Origin of the sequence: Priestia megaterium, from assembly GCF_009497655.1 — a bacterium.
Lineage (GTDB): Bacteria > Bacillota > Bacilli > Bacillales > Bacillaceae_H > Priestia > Priestia zanthoxyli.
The window spans coordinates 1008139-1028263 of the sequence record NZ_CP023317.1 but is presented as its reverse complement, the minus strand read 5'-3'; the positions used below and the strand labels follow the sequence as shown (position 1 = coordinate 1028263).

General features: G+C 35.4%; 24 protein-coding genes. 4 read left to right on the top strand and 20 right to left on the bottom strand.

The window, feature by feature from the left end:
- Positions 1-17 precede the first annotated feature (17 nt).
- The 17 genes from CEQ83_RS05260 to galE form a co-directional block, all read right to left on the bottom strand.
- On the bottom strand, positions 18-695 hold the full coding sequence (locus CEQ83_RS05260) for a hypothetical protein (RefSeq protein WP_155017030.1): 678 nt from the start codon (positions 693-695) through the stop codon (positions 18-20).
- 110 nt (positions 696-805) lie between these two features.
- The gene (locus tag CEQ83_RS05255) at positions 806-1483 is read right to left on the bottom strand and encodes a hypothetical protein (protein WP_155017029.1); all 678 of its coding nucleotides are present in this window, start codon (positions 1481-1483) and stop codon (positions 806-808) included.
- Between the two features lie 247 nt (positions 1484-1730).
- Positions 1731-2417, bottom strand: a complete 687-nt coding sequence (locus CEQ83_RS05250; RefSeq protein WP_155017028.1) for a hypothetical protein — start codon at positions 2415-2417, stop codon at positions 1731-1733.
- A complete protein-coding gene (locus CEQ83_RS05245) occupies positions 2414-3112 on the bottom strand; it encodes a hypothetical protein (protein ID WP_154991653.1) in 699 nt (232 codons plus the stop codon). Before CEQ83_RS05245 ends, CEQ83_RS05250 begins: the two co-directional genes overlap by 4 nt.
- Before the next feature lie 99 nt (positions 3113-3211).
- The gene (locus CEQ83_RS05240; protein ID WP_154991654.1) at positions 3212-3889 is read right to left on the bottom strand and encodes a hypothetical protein; all 678 of its coding nucleotides are present in this window, start codon (positions 3887-3889) and stop codon (positions 3212-3214) included.
- 97 nt (positions 3890-3986) lie between these two features.
- Entirely contained in the window at positions 3987-4652 is a 666-nt protein-coding gene (locus tag CEQ83_RS05235) for a hypothetical protein (RefSeq protein WP_154991655.1), read from the bottom strand.
- Positions 4649-5347, bottom strand: a complete 699-nt coding sequence (locus CEQ83_RS05230; protein WP_155017027.1) for a hypothetical protein — start codon at positions 5345-5347, stop codon at positions 4649-4651. Before CEQ83_RS05230 ends, CEQ83_RS05235 begins: the two co-directional genes overlap by 4 nt.
- Before the next feature lie 91 nt (positions 5348-5438).
- Positions 5439-6125 carry a hypothetical protein gene (locus CEQ83_RS05225; protein WP_155017026.1) on the bottom strand — a complete coding sequence of 229 codons (687 nt, stop codon included), beginning with the start codon at positions 6123-6125 and terminating at the stop codon, positions 5439-5441.
- On the bottom strand, positions 6122-6820 hold the full coding sequence (locus CEQ83_RS05220) for a hypothetical protein (protein ID WP_154991657.1): 699 nt from the start codon (positions 6818-6820) through the stop codon (positions 6122-6124). Before CEQ83_RS05220 ends, CEQ83_RS05225 begins: the two co-directional genes overlap by 4 nt.
- A 166-nt stretch (positions 6821-6986) precedes the next feature.
- Positions 6987-7673: a hypothetical protein gene (locus CEQ83_RS05215; protein ID WP_047751531.1), complete on the bottom strand. Its 687-nt coding sequence runs from the start codon at positions 7671-7673 to the stop codon at positions 6987-6989.
- Between the two features lie 106 nt (positions 7674-7779).
- Complete coding sequence (locus CEQ83_RS05210) at positions 7780-8442, bottom strand: hypothetical protein (RefSeq protein WP_154991658.1); 663 nt, start codon at positions 8440-8442, stop codon at positions 7780-7782.
- Positions 8443-8548: 106 nt separating this feature from the next.
- Positions 8549-8911, bottom strand: coding sequence for a hypothetical protein (locus CEQ83_RS05205; protein ID WP_098999737.1), 363 nt, complete (start codon positions 8909-8911; stop codon positions 8549-8551).
- Positions 8912-10513, bottom strand: a complete 1602-nt coding sequence (locus tag CEQ83_RS05200) for a DUF6792 domain-containing protein (RefSeq protein ID WP_154991659.1) — start codon at positions 10511-10513, stop codon at positions 8912-8914.
- Positions 10506-11195 carry a hypothetical protein gene (locus CEQ83_RS05195; RefSeq protein WP_098999739.1) on the bottom strand — a complete coding sequence of 230 codons (690 nt, stop codon included), beginning with the start codon at positions 11193-11195 and terminating at the stop codon, positions 10506-10508. The genes CEQ83_RS05200 and CEQ83_RS05195 overlap by 8 nt, the downstream gene beginning before the upstream one ends.
- 258 nt (positions 11196-11453) lie before the next feature.
- Entirely contained in the window at positions 11454-11843 is a 390-nt protein-coding gene (locus CEQ83_RS05190) for a PepSY domain-containing protein (protein ID WP_154991660.1), read from the bottom strand.
- A 205-nt stretch (positions 11844-12048) separates the two neighbouring features.
- A complete protein-coding gene (locus CEQ83_RS05185; RefSeq protein ID WP_013055747.1) occupies positions 12049-12231 on the bottom strand; it encodes a DUF3973 domain-containing protein in 183 nt (60 codons plus the stop codon).
- Between the two features lie 230 nt (positions 12232-12461).
- Positions 12462-13442, bottom strand: coding sequence for a UDP-glucose 4-epimerase GalE (galE, locus tag CEQ83_RS05180; protein ID WP_028412269.1), 981 nt, complete (start codon positions 13440-13442; stop codon positions 12462-12464).
- Positions 13443-13681: 239 nt separating this feature from the next.
- Here galE and CEQ83_RS05175 point away from each other — a divergent pair, with 239 nt between their 5' ends.
- Positions 13682-14698 carry an acyltransferase family protein gene (locus tag CEQ83_RS05175; RefSeq protein WP_154991661.1) on the top strand — a complete coding sequence of 339 codons (1017 nt, stop codon included), beginning with the start codon at positions 13682-13684 and terminating at the stop codon, positions 14696-14698.
- Positions 14699-14736: 38 nt separating this feature from the next.
- On the opposite strand, the gene CEQ83_RS05170 is transcribed toward CEQ83_RS05175, so the two are convergent.
- Entirely contained in the window at positions 14737-15621 is an 885-nt protein-coding gene (locus tag CEQ83_RS05170; RefSeq protein WP_028412267.1) for a fumarylacetoacetate hydrolase family protein, read from the bottom strand.
- Positions 15618-16817: an amidase gene (locus tag CEQ83_RS05165; RefSeq protein WP_155017025.1), complete on the bottom strand. Its 1200-nt coding sequence runs from the start codon at positions 16815-16817 to the stop codon at positions 15618-15620. Before CEQ83_RS05165 ends, CEQ83_RS05170 begins: the two co-directional genes overlap by 4 nt.
- 203 nt (positions 16818-17020) lie before the next feature.
- On the opposite strand from CEQ83_RS05165, the gene CEQ83_RS05160 reads away from it, so the two are divergent.
- From CEQ83_RS05160 to CEQ83_RS05150, 3 genes are all read left to right on the top strand, one after another.
- Positions 17021-17731: a M50 family metallopeptidase gene (locus CEQ83_RS05160; protein WP_033578221.1), complete on the top strand. Its 711-nt coding sequence runs from the start codon at positions 17021-17023 to the stop codon at positions 17729-17731.
- Positions 17732-17879: 148 nt separating this feature from the next.
- Positions 17880-18593 carry a suppressor of fused domain protein gene (locus tag CEQ83_RS05155; protein ID WP_034269869.1) on the top strand — a complete coding sequence of 238 codons (714 nt, stop codon included), beginning with the start codon at positions 17880-17882 and terminating at the stop codon, positions 18591-18593.
- A 184-nt stretch (positions 18594-18777) separates the two neighbouring features.
- Positions 18778-19710: an aldo/keto reductase gene (locus CEQ83_RS05150; RefSeq protein WP_154991664.1), complete on the top strand. Its 933-nt coding sequence runs from the start codon at positions 18778-18780 to the stop codon at positions 19708-19710.
- Positions 19711-19747: 37 nt separating this feature from the next.
- Here the strand turns inward: CEQ83_RS05150 and CEQ83_RS05145 are convergent, their stop codons facing one another.
- The gene (locus CEQ83_RS05145; RefSeq protein WP_034269866.1) at positions 19748-20101 is read right to left on the bottom strand and encodes a DUF4181 domain-containing protein; all 354 of its coding nucleotides are present in this window, start codon (positions 20099-20101) and stop codon (positions 19748-19750) included.
- Between the last annotated feature and the right edge of the window lie 24 nt (positions 20102-20125).

The window sequence follows — 20125 nt, the reverse complement described above, 5'->3', positions numbered from 1 at the left end:
TCTCTATAAATTCTCTACTATTTCCCTTCATTAAAACGAATATTTTTCAGCATTTTTAAAAACCATTCTTGTCTTTTGTCTTCATCACCGCTTTTATATTTATCGCTGCTATCGAAGGAAATCTGTACTATTTTATTAGAATGCTTATCTGCTACATATGCCAAGTATGTATTAGGAATATGTTTCTTCTTATCTACTATTACACGCTTTTCTGTTCCTTTGAAATAAATATAAGCTGATTGGTAGTAAATCCTCGTCTGTGAGTTTTCAATCTTATTAGGAACACTTAATCCAAATCTTCTTTTAAATAAAGCCTCAACGTGAATACTCTCATCTGCAGGATTACTGGTTAAAAACTCAGTTTTTATATAATTCGCTTGTGTTTTACCTTCAACTTCTTCATTGTAGACAGCCCACCAGCTCTCGTAAGAATCATTATTGATAGCATAATCCTCTCTCTTTTTATGTAAAACTTGATACTCTTCTGGAAACCACATCGTATACTGCCCTGTCTTTGACTTAAACTCATAAAACCCATCATCCGCTTTTTCATCTTTGTTTAAGAACTTACTTGTAAAGTGGTCATCAAAAGCTGGGACGTTTGGGTAGCTGCTTTCGTTTATCAGCCATATTGATCCTATTAAAATAGCGGCTCCTGTGATAACTATCATGATAACTTTCGAACGTTTTTTCATCGGCGTCCCCTCTACTTTATCGTTTGGAACAAACTTTAATCCTTATATATTGAATAATCTTTAGCATTTTGATTTGTTGCCCTTATGCTAAAAAAACCTTTTGCTTATAATTAATTTCCCTTAACAAATTTAATACTTTGCAACATTTTTAAAAACCATTTCTTTCTATCCATTTTATTTGTTTCTGTATTTTCCCCTACACTATCGTATATTAATTCGATTACTTTATCAGAGCTTTTATCTGCTACATATGCCACATAAAGGTTGGGATGATTTTCTTTACTGTCATGTACTATATGTTGGTTAGTACCACGAAAATATGTATAGGCATAATCATAATAAATTCTTGTATTAGAGGTTTCTAACTGTTTAGGTTTTTTACTGTCTAATTGTTCTTTAAATAAACTCTCTACATAAATTAATTCTGATTTCGTGTCGTTCTCGGAAAATTCAGCCTTGATAGCGTACGTTTGTTGATCATTTTCGTAGGGTTTAATATAAGAGGCTGACCAATTTTCATATGATTCGCCATTTCTAGTGTAATCTTCGCGATATTTATGTAAAACTTGATACTCCTCGGGAAACCACATCGTATACTGCCCGGTCTTTGACTTAAACTCATAAAAACCATCGTCCACTTTTTTATCTTTGTTCAAGAACTTACGTGTAAAGTGGTCATCAAAAGCTGGGGCGTTTGGGTAGCTGCTTTCGTTTATCAGCCATATGGCTCCTATTAAAATAACGGCTCCTGCAATAACTGCAATAATGGCCTTGGTACATTTTTTCATTGTTACACACTCCCTTCATTGGTTGAAATAAACCACATTTAATGTAATTTGAATAGTTTTATTTAAATCTATTGCTATGTATGCTACATACTGCTTACTCATCTATTTGTAGTTATTAAACATATAAAAATTGCTCAAATCATTGTCTGAGCAATAGCAGTTTTATATTCATTCACTTTCATCCCTATAATCCACTGTACTAAAGCAGAGTTATTTTGTTTCTTATATCGTTACTTAATAAAGGTATTCACTCACGACTTTTACCCTCGCTAAAATTAATACTTTTTAATATTGTCAAAAACCATAACTTCCTTTTTTCTTGGCTAGTTTCTGTACCTTTACCTATACTGTCGTATGAAAATTCTATAACCTTATTAGAACTTTTATCTGCTACATATGCTGTATAGGTATTAGGTAAATGGACTTTACTGTTATGTACTACATGCCTTTCAGTTCCCTTGAAATATGCATAAGCGTAGTCATAATATATGCGAGTACGTGAAGTTTCTATTTCTTTAGGATTACTATCTTTTAATTGCTCTTGGAACAATTCCTTCACATAAATAGGCTCAAATTTCTTATCATTCTTTAAAAATTCAGCTTTTATATAGTATATTGACTTGTTTTTTCCAGCCATCTTCCTATATGAAGCAGACCAATTTTCATATGATTTTCCATTTACAGAGTAATACTCTGAAGCATCATGCAGAATTTGATACTCCTCTGGAAACCACATCGTATACTGACCTGTCTTCGACTTAAACTCATAAAACCCGTCGTCCACTTTTTTATCTTTGTTCAAGAACTTACGTGTAAAGTGGTCATCAAAAGCTGGGGCGTTAGGATAGCGACTTTCGTTTACGCCCCATATGCCGCCTATTAAAATAGCGGCTCCTACAATGACTAGAATAATAGTCTTCGTATGTTTTTTCATCCTCTTACATCTCCGTTGTTTGGCTTATTAAAATTGATACTTTTACAAAGTTTTATAAACCACTCTTCTTTTATAGGCTCAGAGTTATCTGAACGCTTACCAATACTATTAAAAGACAGCTGAATAACTTTTTTAGAGTTTTTATCAGCTACATATGCCACATATGTATTAGGGGCATGCTTATTTTTATCATTTATAACGTATTTTTCTGCCCCTCTAAAGTAGATATAAGCTGATTGATAGTAGATTCGAACTTCATCTGTTTCTAGCTTTTCCAGTTTACTGACATTGAAGCGTCTCCTTAATAAACTTTCTGCACTAAATTCTTCGTTTTCTTGTTTTCTTGCTTCTGAAAATGTAGCTTGTATATTATTTATTTGGTTTTCACCTTTATACTTTTTAATAGATGAAGCTCTCCATCTTTCATAGAAATTACCGTCTCTTACATACTGCTGTTCATTTTCATGCAACAGCTGGTACTCCTCGGGAAACCACATCGTATACTGCCCTGCCTTTGACTTAAACTCATAAAACCCGTCGTTCACTTTTTTATCTTTGTTCAAGAACTTACGTGTAAAGTGATCATCAAAAGCTTGAACGTTGGGGTAGCGGCTTTCGTTTATTAGCCATACGGCTCCTAGTAAAATAGCTGTTCCTGCAATAACTGCAGTAATGAGTTTTATACGCTTTTTCATCGTCATACCCTCCCTTCATTCTTTTGAAATAAACGGGACTTATTATAAATTGGATAACATGTAGTTTTTTAATTCAATCTTATTCCACAACAAAAGATTTTAATTTCTAGTATCTTTAAAATCATTAAATTGAACACTTTTTAAGATTTTCATAATCCTCTTATCTTGCTCTCTTCCTTGCCTCTCATTTAATTCTGCTTTTACGTTATCAAAATAAAATTTAATAACTGAATTAGAATGTTTATCCGCTATATAGGCTACATATTCATTAGGTACGTAGCCCTCTTTTTCTCTATTTACTTGCTTATGAGTACCTTTAAAATAAGTATAGGCCTTATCATAATAAATACTTACATTTCTAGTTTCTATTTTATAAGGTTTATTTGAATTAAATTGCTCTTGAAACAGTCTTTCAACGTAAATAGATTCATTTTTTTTTATTTTGTTTGAAAATTCAACTGTCATATATTCTAATTCATTGCTATTAGATACAGCTCTATAACGCTCATATAACTTTCCTTCTTTAACATACTGCTGTTCATTTTCATGCAACATTTGATACTCCTCTGGAAACCACATCGTACACTGACCTGTCTTTGACTTAAACTCATAAAAACCATCGTCCACTTTTTTATCTTTGTTCAAGAACTTACGTGTAAAGTGGTCATCAAAAGCTGGGGCGTTGGGGTAGCGTTCTTCGTTTATCAGCCATATTCCACCTATTAGAATAGATGACCCTACAATTGCTGCAATAACAGTCTTTTTACGTTTTTTCATCACTCCGCACATCCTTTATTGCCATTGCTAGTACAAACTTTAAAATTAAGAAATTTTCTTCAGCTATTGTTTAAAACAGAATGAGTAGACCTTGTTTTTATTCTGTTTTAAAAGTAATACTTTTTAATATCTTTATAATCCATTCCTCACGTTTTTCTGCTGATTTTTCAGAAAGGTGTTCTGTACTATCAAAATAAAATTCAATTACCCGCTCAGAGTTTTTGTCCGCAATATAGCCAGCATATGTACTTGGCGTACGTTTATTAAAATCCATAATTACTCTTTTATCTGTGCCTTTAAAATAGATATACGCGCTATCGTAATAAATTCTTGTTGTATCTGTCTGTAATTTTTGAGGATCATTAATATAAAAACGGTTTTTAAATAAGCCCTCTACATATATCTTTTCTTTATTAGTTTTTTTCTCAGACAGCTCAATATCAATATATCCTTTATATCCATCGTGGCTATTGTTAGAAGCTTTCAAGAATTCATAATATGTATCGTCTTTAACATAATCCGAAGCATCCTTATGTATAATTTGATACTCTTCTGGAAACCACATCGTATACTGACCTGTCTTCGACTTAAACTCATAAAACCCATCGTCCACTTTTTTATCTTTGTTCAAGAACTTACGGGTGAAGTGATCATTAAAAGCTGGGACATTTGGATAGCGGCTTTCGTTTATCATCCATACCCCGCCTATTAAAATAGTTATTCCTATAATGACTGCAATAATAGTTTTAGTATGCTTTTTCATCTTCTGGCATCTCCATTATTTTCTGCTTTAAAATGGATACTCTTTAACATATTTAAAACCCACGTATTCTTTTCCAAGCTACTATCTTCTATAAAATCTCCAACCTGATCCATTGATAATTGAATGACCTTTGTCGATTCCTTATCAGCCACATAGGCTACGTATGTATTTGGGACATGTTCTTTACTGTCATTTATCACATGCTTCTCGGGCCCTTTAAAATAAATGTAAGCAGATTGATAGTAAATTCTAGTATTAGAAGTTTCTATTACCTTTGGTTCACTTACATTAAAACGATTCTTCATAAGACTTTCTACGCTAAAAGATTCATCTCCTGGATCTCTTCCTTCTGAAAATTTTAAACTGATAGAATTAATTTGATGTTCCTTTTTATGCTCTTTGGTATAAGCTGCTACCCATCTTTCGTACATTTTTCCACTTACGACATAATCTTCATCATTTTCATGTATTAATTGATACTCCTTTGGAAACCACATCGTATACTGCCCAGTTTTTGACTTAAACTCATAAAAACCATCATCCACTTTTTTATCTTTGTTCAAGAACTTACGCGTGAAGTGATCATTAAAAGCTGGGACATTTGGATAGCGGCTTTCGTTTATTAGCCATATTGCTCCTGTTAAAATAACCGTTCCTGCAAGGACTGCAATAATGGTCTTCATCCTTTTTTTCATATCTGCACATCCTCTTTATTTTTACTAGATAGGTTTTGGTATTTAAGTTAAATTGATTTATTTCTTAAATTATCGTTCAACATGAGCTTTATTAAGCTTCATTTCCCTCACGGAACTTAATATTTTTTAATATTGTTAGGAACCATTTTTTCTCTGCTACTTCATCATTCTTTCTGCTTTTTTCACTTTTATCAAACCACAGTTCAATTGCATTATTAGAATGTTTATCCGCTACATATGCTATATATGTATTTGGAGCATGTTCTTTATTAGGATGCATAATTACTTCTTGTGTTCCTTTAAAATATGTATAAGCTGAATCATAGTAGATTCTTGTACTAGAAGTTTCAAACTTATTAGGCTTAGTAACATTTAGCTGTTCTTTAAACATATTGTCTACAGTAAAGGATTCATTTTCAGCCTTTCTTGCGTTTGAAAATGTCATTTCGATATAACTTCCCCCAGCATTTTCAGCTTTGTTATTTACCTCTTTCGCTATCCACCTTTCATAAGAATTACCGTTTATTACGTAATCTTCTCCGTTCTCCTTTATAAGCTGATAGCCTTTAGGAAACCACATCGTATACTGCTCAGTTTTTGACTTAAACTCATAAAAACCATCATCCACTTTTTTATCTTTGTTCAAGAACTTACGCGTGAAGTGATCATTAAAAGCTGGGACATTTGGATAGCGGCTTTGGTTTATTAGCCATATTGCTCCTGTTAAAATAACCGTTCCTGCAATAGTTGCAATAATAATCTTCGTACGTTTCTTCATCCTCTGACATCTCCGTTGTTTTCTGGTCTAAAATGAATACTTTTTAATATTTTTAAAAATTGCTTATTTGTTTTGTTACCTTCATTTCTTGATAAGTTATTACCTATAGAGTCATAAGATATTTCAATTGTCTTATTTGAATGTTCATCAACTACGTAGGCAACATACGTATTGGGTATGTAACTACTTTTATCTTCAATTACTTTCTCCTCCGTACCCTTGAAGTAAGTATAGGCATTATCATAGTAGATTTTTTTATCTTTCATTTCTATTACCTTTGGTTTATTAGCATGAAATCTTCTTTTAAAAGTAGCCTCTACAAACACAGCTTCATCATTGGTACTCCGCTCAAAAAATTTCAAGTTCAGTTGACCAATTAGATTCTCCCCTTTGTATTTTTTAGTCGATAAGGCTCTCCAATCTTCATAATTTTGTCCGTTCTTTGAATAGCCTTGACCATCGTTATTCGCTATTATAAATTCTTCCGGAAACCACATCGTATACTGTCCTGTCTTCGACTTAAACTCATAAAACCCGCCGTCCACTTTTTTATCTTTGTTCAAGAACTTACGCGTGAAGTGATCATCAAAAGCTGGCACGTTGGGGTAGCGTGTTTCGTTTATCAGCCATATTGTTCCTATTAAAATAACGACTCCTACAATTACTCCAATAACAGTCTTCATGCGATTCTTCATAGTCGCCCATCCTTTTTTATTGTTTAGAACAAACTTCACTTTGTATATATTGAATAGTTTAGAATTGTTATATCTGTTCTTATTTCTTCGACATACCTTTTTTAAAAGTTATTGAGACTCACAAATCTCTCTGACTTCTTTTTCTTTACCAAATAAGCCTTTGTATTCAAGTTGAGCTATTTTCTTGATTAAAACGAATACTATTTAATATTTCTACAAACCACTCTCTTTTCTCAAGCCCCTTATTAGTTTGATGATTTAAACTGTCATCAAACCATAATTCAATTACCTTATTAGAATACTTATCTGCTACGTATCCTATATATGTGTTTGGAGCATGTTTATTCTTGTCATGGATGACATGTTCTTCTGTTCCTTTAAAATAAAGATAAGCTGCATCAAAATATATACGGGTATTAGCTGTTTCCCACTTTTCAGGATCATTTGCGCCAAACTCACCTTTAAATAGACTCTCTACATAAATAGATTCATCATCAGCATTACTCTCTGATAGTTCGACTTGTAAATAATTTAGTTGATCTCCTTTTTTGTGCTTCTTGACTGATGAAGCTTTCCACCTTTCGTAAAAATCGTCACTTTTAACATATTGTTGTTCATTTTCATGTAACAACTGATACTCCTCCGGAAACCACATCGTATACTGTCCTGTCCTTGATTTAAACTCATAAAACCCATCGTCTACTTTTTTATCTTTATTCAAAAACTCACGAGTGAAATGATCTTTAAAAGCTGGAACATTTGGGTAGCGGCTTTCATTTATGATCCATATTCCGCCTATTAAAATAGTTGCCCCTGTAATTACTACGATAATAGTCTTTGTATGCTGTTTCATAGCTGCACACCCTTCTTCATTATTTGAAACAAACTTCTTTTCCTATTTATTAAATAGTTTTTACCGAATACTATTACCCGAAATTGCTTCGTGATGTATAGCTAACTTAACCGTAAAATTGAACACTTCTTAAGATTTTCATTAACCATTTTCTCTGTTTCTCTTCCTCAAATTGTTTATTTTTAAATCCGCTCGTTTCAAAAGAAAATTCAATTACTTTGTTAGAAGCTTTATCTATAATATATGCATAAAAGCTATTGGGTTTTTGCTTAATATCTTCTACTACTTGATTCTTTTCATTTATCTCAAAATGAGCACTTGAAAAATAAATTTCAGTTTTACCTGTTTTAATAAGCTTTGGCTGTTCAGAAATTAAATGATCTTTAAAAAAGCTTTCAAGATAATCTTGGTGATTTCTCTTGTTATCTTTAGCCATCCTGACATATATAGCTCCTCTATACGCTTTGGTTTCACTTGTTGAGGGAACAGCTTCCCATTGTTCAAAATCTTTATTATCTCTAGCGTAATCATCATTTTCACTCAGTAATGTATACTCCTCTGGAAACCACATCGTATACTGCCCTGTCTTGGACTTAAACTCATAAAACCCATCGTCCACTTTTTTATCTTTGCTTAAGAATTTACGCGTAAAGTGATCATCAAAAGCAGGGACGTTTGGGTAGCGGGTTTCGTTTATCAGCCATATTCCTCCTATTAAAATAGCGACTCCTGTAATGATTGCGGGAAGGGTCTTCGTACGTTTTTTCATTGTCCTACACTCCCTTTATTACTCTTTTGAAATAAACGGGACTTAATGTAAATTGTTCAACATATAAAAATCCCTCAGACCACTGTCTGAGGAATAGCAGTATCCCTTATGTTAATTCACTTTCATCCATTGATTCTTTATATCGAAGTTCGTACTCTCTCTTATGCATATCTTTAACAGAATGCATAAAACTCATAATATGCTGAAATGCTCCAGTATCATACTGCTGAGCCCTTAGCGTATATCCCCGCTCAGCTGCTTCTAATTTACTTTTAACCGCATCCGCAAACTCACCCGTTTGGTTTTCTAAATAGCTTTTAGCATGCCAAAGCTTTTCATTTACTTCTTGATCCTTTTTGATTAACTCTTTAATCCTTTTTGCCTGCTCGTCTTTGAAGTCATCACTATCAAATTCAAACGTGTATTTACCGCTCGTTGTTCCTGTGTGTGTAAAATCAAAATCAAACAATTAAATCCCCCCTACTACTTCTTTCATGCTTTTAATATCTGAAGCTACCGATTCGTCAGCTTCCATCATCTTCTCGAAATTTTGGAAGAACGCTTCAAGAAACTTTTGATAGTATGTAACTTCCTCTTGAATAGAAGAAATAATCTCTTCAACAGGAGTAAATACACTATCATCTAGCGGGTCAAACGTTTTGTCAAACGTCACTTTTTCAGCCACACGCTTTTGTCCAAACCATGCGAGGGTAGCGCCGTCTTTATCTGCCTTTTCCATAAATGACTGGGGAGAAGCTTCTTCTCTGGATATTTTCATTTTTAACTTTTTCTTCTTAGCTTCGAAGACTTCGTTAATTTCACTATGTAAATACTGCTTTAGTGCATTTAAGTTTGCTTCTTTGTCTTTGATGGCATTAGCACAGTAATAAACAAACTTCTTCATTTGTTCATAATCTAGCAAGATTTCTTCCTGAGATCCTGAATCAAAAACCTGATAATACGTCTTCATAGCATTAGCTTCTGTGTATTTGACAACGTAATTAATTCCGTGGAGTTTTGCTTGATTTCTTTGAGATATTCCTTTAATCCCTTGTACTAAAACTCCAGGACTTTTTATCGCCTGTTTCGTCAAGAAAAATGCACCTTCTGTTCCTAGCACAATCCCAGGAAGATGCTTAAGCGGCTTTTCCTTAACATCATCAACATATGATGGAATATTGAGAAGAACACTGTCGTCTACATGGGCGTTTGCCAAAGATAATCCTCCAATTATATTGGATACTCCAGAGTTATATCTGACTTCGTCAAGTTTTAAAAACAAGTTCCATTTGGCTAACCTTTTCAGAGGGTATTCTCCAATATTAATCATTTCTTCTGTATTCATATTTCCAAGCATGGTTACTTTATTACCTGCATACCAACTGCCAGGGAAAGATTGCGCATGCATAGGTTCACCTTTTACCCAGGTATGACTGATGGTAGCTTTCTGCTTTTTATAATAGGAGTTGGCTAAAACTACTAATTTTTTTGAAGACACTCCATTTCTTTTACCAGTTTGTTGTTCTACATAATTCGCAAACTTCCTATCTAACCTTTGCAACTGCTTGACATTAACTGGAGCATCATTTAAGCCTCTTATGTTTACAAAATTCTTAGTTATAAGTCCAAGGGTCACTATCAGATGTCCCCCTAAAGAATGACCATCCCCATACCTTTTTATTTTTGAATTTGAGCTTTTAATTTTTTTCTCAACTTCCTCATACATAACTTTTGCATCTTGAACTTGATTATTTCTCTCTCCGCTTCCAATTCCTAATGCGTCATACACGACATCTCCAAAATCTTTAGAGGGTTCCGTTCCTCTAAAGATATAATATACTTCGTTAATGTGATTTTTTTTGTCATAAAAGTGGACAGCGGCACCATCGAACCCTGAATTTTCTCCAATACCCATTTCTTTACTACTATAAATCTCAAAATTTGGAGGTTCTTTCCCTGTAGTTTCCTTGTATATTTCCTTAATTTCTTTTTCCTTACCGGCTAACCCCGTATACTCAAGTTGAGTAATCTTATTTCTTAAATTATTGTCCAACACGGGTTTTTTACTCATTTTCATTGCCCTCACGGAATCTGATATTTTTTAATATTGTTAGCAACCATTTTTTTTCTGTTACTTTATTATTTTTTTGGCCCCCTTTACTTTTATCAAACCATAATTCGATTGCATTATTGGATTTTTTATCAACTATATATGCTATATATGTGTTTGGAGCATGTTCTTTGCTGTTATGCTTTACTACTTCTTGTGTTCCTTTAAAGTATGTATAAGCTGCATCATAGTAGATCCTGGTACTAGCAGTTTCAAAATTATTAGGTTTAGTGGTATTTAGCTGTTCTTTAAACATATTTTCTACAGTAAATGATTCATTTTCAGCCTTTCTTGCATTTGAAAATGTTACTTCGATATAATCTCCCCCAGTATCTCCAGCTTTGTCATTAACATCTTTCGCTATCCACCTTTCATAAGAATTATCATTTATTACATAATCTTCCTCGTTCTCCTTTATAAGCTGATACTCCTCCGGAAACCACATCGTATACTGCCCTGTCTTCGACTTAAACTCATAAAACCCGTCATCCACTTTTTTATCTTTGTTTAAGAATTCACGCGTAAAGTGATCATCAAAAGCAGGGACGTTTGGGTATCGGCTTTCGTTTATCATCCATATTCCTCCTATTAAAATAGCAGCTCCTGCAATGACTGCAATAATGGTCTTCGTACGTTTTTTCATTGTCGCACACCCTTTTAGTTATGTTATAACCTATGTTTTATACATGTTCGATACTATCATACTTATAATGGGAGAGTCATAAGCAGAACGAATCAAAGAACCATAATTAGGAAGTGGTTATTTTTTACTATCACTTACCCTTTCTTTTAAATAAATAATCGTTTCTTGTTTTATTATTGTTACCTTTATTAATGATTTCTCTCAATAAAGAAAACCCCACTTTAAAAAAAGTGAGGTTGATTACATAATATAAGCCATTTACTGAATGTTTCGCTCTCCTTGTGCCAGCACATCAATTTCAGCGTCAATCTTCACGCTGTGGGTTTTCCCATCAAGTCCAAGGATGACAATTTCGTACTGCTTGTTAGCAAGAACAATCGATTCGATAATACCTTTATGCTGTCTTAACGCGTATGCTTTTGCACGGCTTTTGGTTAAAGGAATCGTTTTTTCTTTCAAAACATTGCCGGTTTCGGCGTTAATTTTTACTTTGTGCTCTTCTCCGTTTAACGTAAGGATGTCTACTGTATAAATAGGAAGAGTGAGTATTTTACTCAGCGATATGGATTTGACAATGCCTTTATGTTCTTTTAATGCGAGAAGCTTTGCTTGTTCTTTCAACAAAAGTGATTGTTTTTCAGAAATCATTTGACGCCATCCTTTCTAGTTTATAAAACGGACTGCTGTTTCAATTTCTTAACGTACCATATCCTATGTATACGTCTACTAACTAGTATAGCGGGCTTGTCTTAAATTTCTCTTAATATTACATGAAAGATAGCTGAAGAAAGCTGTTATTCACTGAAAAAACTAGACCTGGTTAGATCTAGCTTCTTATTGGTGAATGTGAATTCTACATTTTTTTCGTTTCGAATCGTTCTACGGCTCTCATTTGTTTGATTGATGGGGATTTGTGGACGCACATGCCTAGATGGACTTTTTGAAGCAAATAGGGATCAATGTAAAAACCATTTTGAAAGATGTTTTCTTTTTCCTGTTCGTCATGAAATTTGGAGCATCTTACACAGTAATACATATCATAACCTCCTTGCGGGCTATTTTATAAACGGGGATAGTTGTGAGTGGTATATTTACCTATAGCATATGGAAAAGAATAAAAGTCGTGCTTGTTTAGCGAAAATGTCCAAAAAGAAGAAGGCTTGTTCGTGGGCTAAAACACTGGATTTTAAAAATGATTATTTAGAACATAAATCAGTTTAATCGTAATAAAAAAGCCTCTTTTAAAGAAAAAAGAGGCACTTTTTATTAATTTGTTACTTTTGCGCTGTTTTGATGCCATTTCCAAGCTGATGCGATGATTTTTTCTAATGAAATTTGCGCTTTCCAGCCTAATTCTGCGTGAATTTTATCAGAAGATGCGACTAAGCGTGCCGGATCTCCAGCGCGGCGGTCTGCCATTACAACATTCGCTTTTTTACCCGTTACTTTTTCACACGTTTCGATCACTTCTTTTACAGAGTAGCCAAGGCCGTTTCCAAGATTGTACGTTGCTGTTTTCTTCGTGCCGTCTAACAGTGCTTGAAGCGCTGAAATGTGAGCATTTGCTAGGTCTGTTACGTGAATGTAGTCGCGGATGCACGTTCCGTCTGCAGTATCGTAGTCTGAGCCAAATACAGAGATGTTTTCACGTTCACCAAGCAGGTGCTGAAGAATGATTGGAATTAAGTGCGTTTCAGGATCATGGCACTCGCCAATTTCTGCTGTTTCGTAAGCGCCCGCTGCGTTGAAGTAACGAAGCACAACATATTCCATGTCGTAAGCACTTGCAAAGTCAGCTAAAATCTGTTCGATCATTAACTTTGAACGTCCGTACGGATTAATTGGGTTTGTTGCCGTATCTTCTGTAATGATATCTACAGAAGGAATCCCGTATGTAGCAGCAGTAGATGAAAAAATAAACTTTTTCACATTGTGCTTCATCATCGTTTGTAAAAGGGTTAACGTCGCAGCTACGTTATTTTGATAATATTTAAGAGGATCTGTTACTGACTCCCCTACTAAACTATTAGCAGCAAAATGCATGACAGCATCAATTTTATGATTTGTGAATACGCTTTCTAAATCTTTCTCATTACCTAGATTTCCTTCTACGAATACCGCTTTCTCATCGATTGCCCAGCGATGACCCGTTGATAGATTATCAAGTACCACAACTTCATTTGTTTTCACTAATTCTTTTACCAGGTGGCTTCCGATATAGCCTGCTCCTCCGATGACTAAAATCATACTGTCAGTCAGCTCCTTTTTATTAAGTGTCGCTACAGATATCGTACCCGTTTCTTTTCCATTTGTAAATATTTCATTTTTCAGTATCCTGCAGCGATACGGTTATATTTTTTATTAGTATAGACAATCAATATGAACTCATTATGAAGAAAAGGGAAGGAAATTTTTATTGCTCTTTTTCACAGAGAATTAGATAATATAGCAGGAACTAATTTACTTATTAAAGGAATGAAAGCTTAATGAGCAAACACCATTCATGGCTAGATGCGCTAAAAGGATTATGTATTCTTACAGTAGTGGCAGGGCATTCTGGCAGCCCTTTTTTTCATCATTATTTCTTTTGGTTTCACATGCCTCTCTTTTTTATGATTAGCGGCTATCTGTTTCACCCACGTTCTAGAATACAAGAAGTACGAGAATGGATTTTAAAAAAATGGATGCGTTTACTTATCCCTTATTTTTCATTTGGCCTGTTAATAGCAGCCCTTATTTTTGTTCAAACATTTAACGTTCGGGAAGTGTTACTAAACATCTACCATTTATGTATTGGCGGGAGAACTCTCGGATACTATTACGGTGTTTTTTGGTTTGTCACTTGTTTATTCTTAACTCACCTTGTTTTTGCCTATGCAGCTCTACTGATTAAAAGAAAAAGCTCAATGGTTCTTTTCTTAGCTCTATGCTATTTCATCGCTCATATTTATGTCAGCTTTCCATTTCTTCAGCAAAAAAACATTATATGGAGCGCCAATTCCGTTTTGCTATCCATTTGTTATTACGCAATTGGATATTACAGCAGACAAGCTTTTTCGTTTGTTGAGAGAAAAAGCACCGTAATTCTGAGCAGCTTGATCATTTTATTGATTGTAGTTTTAGAAAAGCTCAACGTTCTTTCTTATACATTAGATATTAAAGCAAACGTTTATACATGGCTGCTTGATTTGATTATTCCTCTTTGCGCGGCAAGCATTCTTGTATATATAAGCAAAAAAATGAGCTTAACAAAGTGGAGTAAGCCTTTTGAATACGTGGGGAAATCCTCGTTTACCATTATGTTTTTGCACGTACCGGTTACTATTTTAATAGAAAAATACACCGGCATATCTACCGTCTTTTTATACATAGTAATGGGAACATTGATTCCTTTAATATGTCATGTATTGTTGAAACAATTTCTTCTTACAAACGCATTATTTTTAGGTGCGTTTCCTATTCCGAAAAAGGACAGTGGACAAACACTTCCAGTTTCGAAATAAACAGTCATGTAACCCCTGTTCTTTACAGGGGTTATTTACTAGATTTGCTGAGGCACTTTCTTCATATCTTTCACTTTATTTTTTAATGGAAGCATGCCTTCAATATGGCATTCAATACAGTCCCCGTCTTCAATAACAGCGGGTCCCGGCGTTCCGGTTAAGATAATATCACCTGGATGCAGCGTCATGACTTTTGAGAAAAATGAAACACAGTATGCGATGTCGTAAATCATATTAGACACGGTGTTTTCATGCTGCATGTCTCCGTTTAGCAATGTGCGCACTTGAAGTGATTTCACGTTTGATATGCTTTCTTTTGTGATAAACTCTGAGCCTATACTGCAAAATGTATCAAAGCTTTTTGCTCGCATTAAGTAGCGATGATTCGCCGCATGAATATCAGCTGCGGTTACGTCAATGGCTGACGTATAGCCAGCAATTACGTTCATGGCTTCATCTGGCTCTATATCCTTACACGTTTCGCCGATTACCACCGCTAGTTCCGCTTCAGCCGTTGTTTTGTAGGACTGCTTTGGAATACGAATGCTGTCATCTGGTCCAATAATGGCGGTTGCGGGTTTTAAAAAACTAACTGGATCAATGGCACGGTCGTAGTCTTTTAGTTTTTCTTCAGAAGCTGCATAATTAAATCCAATGCCTAACAATTTTGACGGATTACTAATGATAGGAGCTGTTTTTCTGCCCTGCAAGTGCAGTGCGGGAAAAGAGCTGTTCATACCAAATTTATTATGGGCGTACCATGTTTCAAGGTGGCGAAGTTCTTTATATTGAATAAGATCCCAAATTGTTGTAGACCAGTTTGTTAAATATTTAGCATTAATATCTTCTATAAGCAGAATGCTGTCATTGTCTAAAATAGCTGCTTGTTCTTTCCCTTGCTCTATTATATTTACTAACTTCATGATACGCTCCTTACCGATGCTTGAATGATATGATCGCTGTTTTCTTTTACCCAATTTAATAATTTTTCATCTTGGTTGTATCCCGCAATAAAAGATAAGCCGATTGGCAAACCGTCTAGTTCTCCCGCAGGTATCGTAACTTGCGGAAGTCCGCTTAGTCCGGCAACACACGTCATTTGAAGTGTTCGCAATCTTCTGTTTTCTAACTCCGGTCCTTTTGCATCTTTTATAGGCGCGGGTCCTGGAGCTGTAGGAAGCACTAATATTCCGTCTTCTCCAAGCTGTGAGTACATAAAATAGCGAAGTTCACGACGCTTTTCTTCTATATAATTCATATTTAATAAGGTAAGAGTGCTCGCCCATTGAAAGCGGCTTCCGATATCGTCTCCAAACGTTGGGTTTTCTTTTTGAATCCATTCTCCGTGCGTTTGCCAAATTTCTTTTCCTTGCAGCAAACGAAAAGTTTCCATATATGTAGAAAAACCCTGGGGGGCAATTACTATTTCTTCTGTAGTAGAAAAAGACTTCATTACGTGCTTAATAGGTGGTGCAAGAGCTTGCATGCTTTGTTCATCCACAAGTTCCATAACGTCTGTTGCTACATAAAGTCTTGTAAAACCGCTAGCACGCGACGTTGAGTTCAATAAAACCGCTCCTACTTTTTGCAGAGTGTGGCCGTCTCTAGCCATTACACCAACTGTATCAAAGCTTGGAGCAAGTGGAATTAGACCGTTTGTAGAAATGCGTCCGTGAGAAGGACGATACCCAAAAATACCGCAGTAGCTTGACGGAATTCGAACCGATCCTCCAGTATCTGTTCCAATCGCAAAATCAGTTATTCCCGCTGCGACAGCAACCGCTGATCCGCTCGAAGAGCCTCCCGGAATTCGATCTGCGCCTTTTGGGTTTACCGGTGTTCCATAATGCGCGTTTTCTCCATTTAGTCCGTACATAAGCTCGTCCGTGTGCGTAACTCCCTTCAGTGCAGCTCCTTCTTTTAAAAGAGCAGCTACTACATCTGCATGTTCGCTTGCAGGCTGATGCGTGGCGAGCCAATCAGGATTTCCTGCACTTGATATATGTCCTTGTACATCAAATACGTCTTTTAACGCAAAACTCAAGTTATTTAACATCCCCATTCCCGTTGGAGGTACGTAAAGATCACTGTCTATAAATGCGTTCCACGTATCTTTCATTCAACCATCTCCTCATTTCTTATATCTGTTTAGAATATAAAATTTGGAATAAGTTGGTCAATGAATGTGTCAGGTCTGTTTACACTAATATTATGTAAGTCTCCCAACTTCTCTTTTCCTAGAGAAACTAGCCGTTTCATTTCCCTTTTAGCACGTTTGCGAGTAAAGTAGAAACATATCATTTTACGAAAAGGACTATCGCGATGGAACAATCTACTACGCTTTTCTTATTTATTTTATTAGCTTTTGTGCTAACAAGAGGCATTCCATTTATAGGTTCATTTGCTCCTAGCATTAATACACTGCTTAGGCATATTGGACGTTATTTTTCAAATTTAAATACGATGTTTCATGAAGATGGCCACGCGTTAATGGGGCTTATTGTCGGAAAAGGCGTCAATCGCATTGAGCTTTACACCAATAATGAAGGTGTAGCTGTGACTGCCACCTACGCGGGATCCCGTGGATGGCTGCCGCGCGTCATTATTGCCTTAGCCGGCTACCCGTTCAGCTCAGCAATGGCTTATTTGTTTTTCTACCTGCTCGTTCACAACCACTACGACTGGCTTTTTTACGGGTTAGGAAGTGTTGTTGTTATTAATTTACTGCTTTGGGTACGTAACGGATACGGAATTGTATGGCTATTTTCTATCGGTTTGATCCTCGGAGGCATCTATTATCTGCAAGATCCACAGCTTATGCGCTACAGCATGATGTTTGTTGGTGCACTGTTACTTGTAGAATCTCTATTTTCCGCCTTTATTATTTTTGTGTTAAGCATCAAATACCCAAACGATGCGGGTGACGCTACAAGTTTAAAGCAGCTTACCCATCTTTCAGCACGCTTTTGGGGCTTTTTATTTTTCGCACAGGCCGTTTATGTGGCTTATTTGATTTTTCACCTGATTTATTAAAGACAAAATTCTGTAATCCCCCGAGAAAACTTTGGGAATTTTATAATTTAAAGGAATAATTTACTTTTATACACTAAATAATGGTTTACGAGTTCCCTAAATGAGGTATATATTGGGTACTATGAAGTCGTAAAGAGGTGTGGGATACTTGTCATTATTTTTAAAGTGGAAGCAAAAGAAGCAGGAAAAAGAAGTAGAGCGTGTTCTTGAGGAATCAATCTCAAAAAGAAAAGACTACTGGAACACAATTGGACATGTAGACGGAGACGTATTAACTCATTTGTTAAATCCCATGTTTTTTGGCGGGCCTGCTTGGCCGTCTGGACGTCAAACTTTTATTCGTGTTCAAAAAACAGAGACGGTTATTTTAGCAAGCGACGGCTTGTCCGATCCGTTTCAACTACCTGAAGAAAAGAGCCAAAGACAAGGAAAGGGATTAGAATTCTATATCGAATGCGATGATGAATCTCTTCGCGGACCTTTATCGGATATCCAGGATCACTGGGCATTTGACCTTCTTTATCAAATGAGTCAAAATGCTGCCGCTCACCCTAATATGCTAGAACTATTCATGAAACATGATGTTCTTTCAATTGAATTTACGGATTTGGACGTACCCCCTCATTTTGTAAATAAAAATGGAGATATTGGTGTATTGCTAGGAGTTCAGTCTCCTTCTGTTTCAGCTAGCCTCTCTTTACCTTACGAATCTATTAAACTGATTAGCATGAAGCTTCTTACACCAAACGAATTAGATTATGTGCGCGAACAAGGAGCGCAAGGACGCAGGCAGCTCGCTGAAACATTTCAGCTGTCAAAAAGCTATCATATTACCATGACTAAAAGAGAGTCTCTTATTTAAAAGAGGTTCTTTTTTTATTTCTGCTATTGAAATAGAGCCCTGTAGAATATACTCCTTATTTACATGTAACTCAAGTTCACATATTTTTTTAAAGCTGCTTTTCATATGAGCGTACTATTTTCGATTCATGGTATATTTTGCTATAGTAAAAAAGAAGATATAAAAAAGGAGATGGACGTTAGACATGGCAGAAAAAGTGCAGATTGGAAAATCCGAATTATATGTTAACCCTATTGGACTTGGAACAAACGCTGTAGGAGGACATAACTTATATCCTAACCTAAACGAAGAAGTCGGCAAAGACCTTGTTCATAAGGCGTTAGATAATGGCATTAACCTACTTGATACAGCGTTCATTTATGGTCCTAAACGTTCTGAAGAATTAATTGGCGAAGTACTAAAAGAACGCGGAAATCGTGAAGAAGCGGTGATCGCTACAAAAGGAGCACATAAAATTGTTGGAGATGAAGTACTGCTAGACAATTCTCCTGCATTTTTAAAACAGTCGGTTGAAGATAGCTTAAAACGCCTTCAAACAGATTATATCGATTTATATTATATTCACTTTCCAGATAAAAACACACCTAAAGACGAAGCGGTCGGTGCGTTAAAAGAATTAAAAGATGAAGGAAAGATCCGTTCTATTGGCGTATCAAACTTCTCGTTAGATCAGTTAAAAGAAGCAAATAAAGATGGTTATGTAGACGTGGTACAAGGCCAATATAACTTAATTCAGCGAGAAGCAGAAAACGATATTTTACCTTATACGGCTGCAAACCGCATTTCATTTATTCCATACTTTCCGCTAGCTGCTGGTTTACTTGCTGGGAAATATGATAAAAATACAAAGTTTAATGACCTGCGCGAAGATATGCCTCATTTTATCGGGGAAGCATTTCAGCAAAATCTAGAAAAAGTAGAGCGTCTTCGTCAAATCTCTAACGCGAAAGGCGTAGAAGTAGCTCACCTTGTTCTGGCTTGGTACTTAACGCGCGATTCAATTGATGTGTTAATTCCAGGGGCAAAACGCGCTGATCAAGTACTTGATAACTTAAAAACATTAGATGTTCAGCTCACTTCTTCTGAAATTAAAGACATTGATCATATTTTTAAATAATACAAAAAGAGCTTTGCCATAGGTAAAGCTCTTTTTTCTATACAATTCCGCTGACTAATAGAACAAAAGCTGTAAAGAAGAATCCCATCTGTACAAAGCTTGTTACGTACTCTTTCGTTTCTTGTTTGTATTTCCATTCATCTATACTTTTTAACAAAATATTCACGACTAAAAATAGGAAAGATACGATATAAGGCTCTACAAACATAAAGATCATATCAAATAACAGACAAAGAACAAAAGCTATCGTCACATATTTATCCCATCGGCCTAAAGCTAGACTTTCATACTCATATTTTCCCCAAAATTTGCTGCGAGGGATATCAAGGACTTTTCTCAAGATAACGTCTGCTAAGACCGCTGCTGCTACAAGTATTATTAATATATACATTGCCATCCCCCCTTCCTTTTTATG

Bases quoted from the DNA above. Each gene is read 5' to 3' on its own strand.
- CEQ83_RS05260 (WP_155017030.1), bottom strand. From the start codon at position 695: ATGAAAAAACGTTCGAAAGTTATCATGATAGTTATCACAGGAGCCGCT.
- CEQ83_RS05255 (WP_155017029.1), bottom strand. From the start codon at position 1,483: ATGAAAAAATGTACCAAGGCCATTATTGCAGTTATTGCAGGAGCCGTT.
- CEQ83_RS05250 (WP_155017028.1), bottom strand. From the start codon at position 2,417: ATGAAAAAACATACGAAGACTATTATTCTAGTCATTGTAGGAGCCGCT.
- CEQ83_RS05245 (WP_154991653.1), bottom strand. From the start codon at position 3,112: ATGAAAAAGCGTATAAAACTCATTACTGCAGTTATTGCAGGAACAGCT.
- CEQ83_RS05240 (WP_154991654.1), bottom strand. From the start codon at position 3,889: ATGAAAAAACGTAAAAAGACTGTTATTGCAGCAATTGTAGGGTCATCT.
- CEQ83_RS05235 (WP_154991655.1), bottom strand. From the start codon at position 4,652: ATGAAAAAGCATACTAAAACTATTATTGCAGTCATTATAGGAATAACT.
- CEQ83_RS05230 (WP_155017027.1), bottom strand. From the start codon at position 5,347: ATGAAAAAAAGGATGAAGACCATTATTGCAGTCCTTGCAGGAACGGTT.
- CEQ83_RS05225 (WP_155017026.1), bottom strand. From the start codon at position 6,125: ATGAAGAAACGTACGAAGATTATTATTGCAACTATTGCAGGAACGGTT.
- CEQ83_RS05220 (WP_154991657.1), bottom strand. From the start codon at position 6,820: ATGAAGAATCGCATGAAGACTGTTATTGGAGTAATTGTAGGAGTCGTT.
- CEQ83_RS05215 (WP_047751531.1), bottom strand. From the start codon at position 7,673: ATGAAACAGCATACAAAGACTATTATCGTAGTAATTACAGGGGCAACT.
- CEQ83_RS05210 (WP_154991658.1), bottom strand. From the start codon at position 8,442: ATGAAAAAACGTACGAAGACCCTTCCCGCAATCATTACAGGAGTCGCT.
- CEQ83_RS05200 (WP_154991659.1), bottom strand. From the start codon at position 10,513: ATGAGTAAAAAACCCGTGTTGGACAATAATTTAAGAAATAAGATTACT.
- CEQ83_RS05195 (WP_098999739.1), bottom strand. From the start codon at position 11,195: ATGAAAAAACGTACGAAGACCATTATTGCAGTCATTGCAGGAGCTGCT.
- CEQ83_RS05190 (WP_154991660.1), bottom strand. From the start codon at position 11,843: ATGATTTCTGAAAAACAATCACTTTTGTTGAAAGAACAAGCAAAGCTT.
- CEQ83_RS05185 (WP_013055747.1), bottom strand. From the start codon at position 12,231: ATGTATTACTGTGTAAGATGCTCCAAATTTCATGACGAACAGGAAAAA.
- galE (WP_028412269.1), bottom strand. From the start codon at position 13,442: ATGATTTTAGTCATCGGAGGAGCAGGCTATATCGGAAGCCACCTGGTA.
- CEQ83_RS05175 (WP_154991661.1), top strand. From the start codon at position 13,682: ATGAGCAAACACCATTCATGGCTAGATGCGCTAAAAGGATTATGTATT.
- CEQ83_RS05170 (WP_028412267.1), bottom strand. From the start codon at position 15,621: ATGAAGTTAGTAAATATAATAGAGCAAGGGAAAGAACAAGCAGCTATT.
- CEQ83_RS05165 (WP_155017025.1), bottom strand. From the start codon at position 16,817: ATGAAAGATACGTGGAACGCATTTATAGACAGTGATCTTTACGTACCT.
- CEQ83_RS05160 (WP_033578221.1), top strand. From the start codon at position 17,021: ATGGAACAATCTACTACGCTTTTCTTATTTATTTTATTAGCTTTTGTG.
- CEQ83_RS05150 (WP_154991664.1), top strand. From the start codon at position 18,778: ATGGCAGAAAAAGTGCAGATTGGAAAATCCGAATTATATGTTAACCCT.
- CEQ83_RS05145 (WP_034269866.1), bottom strand. From the start codon at position 20,101: ATGTATATATTAATAATACTTGTAGCAGCAGCGGTCTTAGCAGACGTT.